The following is a 3,331-nucleotide window of genomic DNA, read 5'->3' as shown; positions in this document are numbered from 1 at the left end:
TGCTGCCATTATGCCGTTCGTGTTCGCAGCACCCTGGCTTGCGGTCCCGTTAGTGCCGTTGGCGCTTGCCGTCGGGTTATCGCGTATCTACACGGGCGTTCACTACCCTTCGGACTGTCTGGCCGGCTGCCTGATCGGAACGGTGACAGCGGGCTTCGTATTTACCGGCTTCTGATGCGATGGGCAAAAACGCCACCACGATTGTGGTGACGTCTTTGCTTTCTTGTGGAGCCTAGAGGCGCTTTGCTGATCGATATTAGCATATCGAAAGTGCTTGTCGGATCGTCTCAGCCACAATATCCTCTGCAGTTTGTCCGGAAGTCAGCAGTCTTGTACCTTGTCCTGCCCACAATGACATATAGTCTGGATTGCTTAGGCGGTTAGCTGCGTTTCTTATATCACGAGTCGCCGTATTCTGTGTAGGAAAGGGCAGAGGCTCCATGCCACTGGCATCCCAGTGCCTAATAAATGAATTGTGTATTCCTCTTGCAGGTCGACCCGAGAACACCTTGGTTAGGACTGTGCTTTCTTCCGTACTTTCCAGCAGTGCTTGCTTGTAAACTTCATGTGCACCAGATTCAATTGCTGTCAGGAATCGAGTCCCCATCTGAACACCTTGTGCACCTAGAACAAGTGAAGCGACAAGTCCACGTCCATCCATAATGCCCCCTGCCGCAATAACTGGAATCTTAACACGATCCACAATTTGCGGAACCAAAGCAAACGTCCCGATATTGGCGCCCATCGGGTGCTCTGTTATATCAAATGTTCCTCGATGCCCACCCGCTTCGCTGCCTTGGGCAACAATTGCATCACAACCTGCTTGCTCCGCCAAGAGAGCTTCGTGCACAGTGGTTACCATCGTAACCACAAGAAGATTAGCCTCTTTAGCTTGCCTCATTAAATGCTCAGGAAGAATACCGAATGCTGTACTGATGACTGGTACCTGTTCTTCGAGCAACACAGCAAACTGCTTATCAAAAAGATCTGGAGTCGTCACGTGTTCCGCAACCACATGGGGGATTCCGAGATCGTCCCGCATCCGGTTCAACACTTGTTGAGCTTCTCCGATTCTAGTGTTGTTGTCCGAAGCCTGAGAAGCAAAAAGGTTAACTGCAAAAGGCTTATCAGTCAGCTTGCGAATTTCCAGGATCGCCTCACGAATTGCAGTCGGCTCCATATAAGCTGCACCCAGGGTTCCAAGCCCTCCAGCATTAGACACTGCAGCTACCAGCTTAACCGTCGACGGTCCGCCTGCCATTCCTGCCAAAAAGAGTGGGTAACGAATATTAAACAATTGGCAAAGCCTGGTCTTGAGTTGAATATTCATGATTTCCCCCTTCATATTTGTTCGTATTAAAAAATTGTTACATAGATCTTTTCTTTTTTCAAGCAACAGCACAAGCTCCGACGTCCAATAAAAGTGGTGTATTGTTCTGAATTGTCTGCCTGATGTCCGTATATCCCGTGTACACAAGAAGACATCCGGAGCATTTATCCGGATGTCTTCTTGTCTTGGGGGAACTCGTTACCCGGAACTTCCGGAAATCTTATTATCTTGTATAATATATACCAGAGTATGTGAGGAGAGAGGGATATGGAGCTGTTGCACTCTCAGCAAGACGATTGCCCGATTGGAAGAAGAAATCCTGTCTGCCAACGCCATTTTCAAATGATATGGTCTGAACAAAGGTATTTCTCACTGGCAGCTCGTAAGTTTCGTGACTTCGTCATTCACTATTTTGCCAACCCCGCTACTCCACCTACAACTACTACTTCAAACCCCAATGATTTGGCGTTGAGTGGGAGGTAAGCTTGAGTAAAGGACTGTTAACGCTCGTCGGCGCTGGGGCCATAGATGGCCGGGACCGGAACGTCTAGCAGTCGGAGATAAACGGTTAGTTGCCCCCGATGATGGTACCAGTGGTTAAGCATTAATGTACGCACCATTTCGATTCGGGGCACTTCCAAGATCGCGATGCCTTCACGGGTGAGCTTCCAAGTCTCCATCAGACCGGTTTCTCCCCATGCGAGAAGCTTGTTTTCAGCCCAAATCATGTATGTATCCAAAGCCGAAAGGATCTCGTTCAGCGATGTTGCCTCAGGCAGAGGAACTATCGGGACTTCGCGAGTTCGTTCATCCAATAACTCAGCTATGCCCCCGGGTAAGCCTGCGATATGTAGAGCTAGCTGACCTAATGACATCGATTTTTCATGGGGCTTCCAGGAAAGCTTGCCTGACGGCACCCTTTCGAGCACTTTCCGGGTCGATTCCGCTTCCTGTTTTAACTCTGCGATCAACCTGTCTGAATAATTCATATGGACTCCTCCTCGGTATGCTTGACACCTCTAACAATACCAAAGAACCAAACAAGAAATATCTTATGGATTGCTAACTTTCCGAAGATCCTTGGAGACATTTTCTCAATGGACCTAACCAAGATGCGCAGCTTTCAGTAAACCCGAAGTAGGCACCCATACCCACTTGAGGATTGGGATTGGACTTTCTACGGATGTTCGATCAAGAATTGACCCTATCCTCTATTTCCCATTCTGGATTCCAAGCTACTTCCCACAGATGACCATCTGGATCCAGGAAGTGGCCAGAATATCCTCCCCAAAAGGCATCATGTGCGGGGTCCGTTATAATGGCTCCAGCTTTTCGAGCTTGTTCCATGACTATATCCACTTCTGCTTTGCTAGCAACATTGTGACCAATCGTCATTTCGGTAGAGCTTGGCGATGCCAAAGGAACCTTGGTCTCATGAGCGAGATCCTGACGATTCCAGATGGCGAGCTTTAACCCTGCTTGCAAGTCGAAAAAGGCGACCGCACCATGCTCGAACTCTCTACCTATTATCCCTTGTGTCGGCAAACCCAATCCGTCCCGGTAGAAAGTCAATGATCTTTCCAAATCATCTACTCCCAATGTGAGTACTGTAATGCGAGGCTTCATCATTTCATTTGTCCTCCCGAGTTATTTGGTTTTCATGCTCGCTTATATGATCGCCTATTCCATTCTTATAGAATTGTAAAAAACGGACAAGTTTATTTGAAAACTTGACTAGGCGCCAATCCGTAAAAACGTTTGAAATTGTGAATAAAGTGCGATTGATCGTAATATCCGTATTTGACAGCAATATCCGTGAAATGGGATGAAGTATTCTTATACAGCTCCTGCAAGAGACTCTGAAATTGAATGATGCCTAGAAGTTCTTTGGGGCCAACCCCCAGTTCCTTCTGAAAGATTCTTCTTACATTTCTTTCACTGTAGCTGAGTTTTTCCGTTAGATCGCGTATGGAAAGCATTCCTTGACTAGCATACATGTAC

The 3,331-nt window shown here is 47.5% G+C and carries 5 protein-coding genes; 1 reads left to right on the top strand and 4 read right to left on the bottom strand.

The window, feature by feature from the left end:
* The first annotated feature begins 10 nt into the window (after positions 1-10).
* Entirely contained in the window at positions 11-175 is a 165-nt protein-coding gene (locus AC1DWB_RS32525) for a phosphatase PAP2 family protein (RefSeq protein WP_477545239.1), read from the top strand.
* An 81-nt stretch (positions 176-256) separates the two neighbouring features.
* Here the strand turns inward: AC1DWB_RS32525 and AC1DWB_RS32520 are convergent, their stop codons facing one another.
* From AC1DWB_RS32520 to AC1DWB_RS32505, 4 genes are all read right to left on the bottom strand, one after another.
* Positions 257-1,330 (bottom strand): NAD(P)H-dependent flavin oxidoreductase, encoded by a 1,074-nt coding sequence (locus AC1DWB_RS32520; protein WP_477545238.1) that lies wholly within the window; start codon positions 1,328-1,330, stop codon positions 257-259.
* Positions 1,331-1,830: 500 nt separating this feature from the next.
* Entirely contained in the window at positions 1,831-2,319 is a 489-nt protein-coding gene (locus tag AC1DWB_RS32515) for a DinB family protein (RefSeq protein WP_477545236.1), read from the bottom strand.
* Positions 2,320-2,521: 202 nt separating this feature from the next.
* Entirely contained in the window at positions 2,522-2,956 is a 435-nt protein-coding gene (locus tag AC1DWB_RS32510) for a VOC family protein (RefSeq protein ID WP_477545237.1), read from the bottom strand.
* A gap of 92 nt (positions 2,957-3,048) precedes the next feature.
* A partial coding sequence (locus AC1DWB_RS32505) for a helix-turn-helix transcriptional regulator (protein ID WP_477545235.1) occupies positions 3,049-3,331 on the bottom strand: 283 nt, incomplete at its 5' end.

It is taken from the genome of Paenibacillus sp. P4_E11, from assembly GCF_056401635.1.
Note: the sequence above shows the minus strand (reverse complement) of the source record. Positions and strands in the feature narration are given on the sequence as shown.

Excerpts from the sequence above, each read along its gene's own strand:
- AC1DWB_RS32525 (WP_477545239.1), top strand. The coding sequence starts at position 11 with ATGCCGTTCGTGTTCGCAGCACCCTGGCTTGCGGTCCCGTTAGTGCCG.
- AC1DWB_RS32515 (WP_477545236.1), bottom strand. The coding sequence starts at position 2,319 with ATGAATTATTCAGACAGGTTGATCGCAGAGTTAAAACAGGAAGCGGAA.
- AC1DWB_RS32510 (WP_477545237.1), bottom strand. The coding sequence starts at position 2,956 with ATGAAGCCTCGCATTACAGTACTCACATTGGGAGTAGATGATTTGGAA.
- AC1DWB_RS32520 (WP_477545238.1), bottom strand. The coding sequence starts at position 1,330 with ATGAATATTCAACTCAAGACCAGGCTTTGCCAATTGTTTAATATTCGT.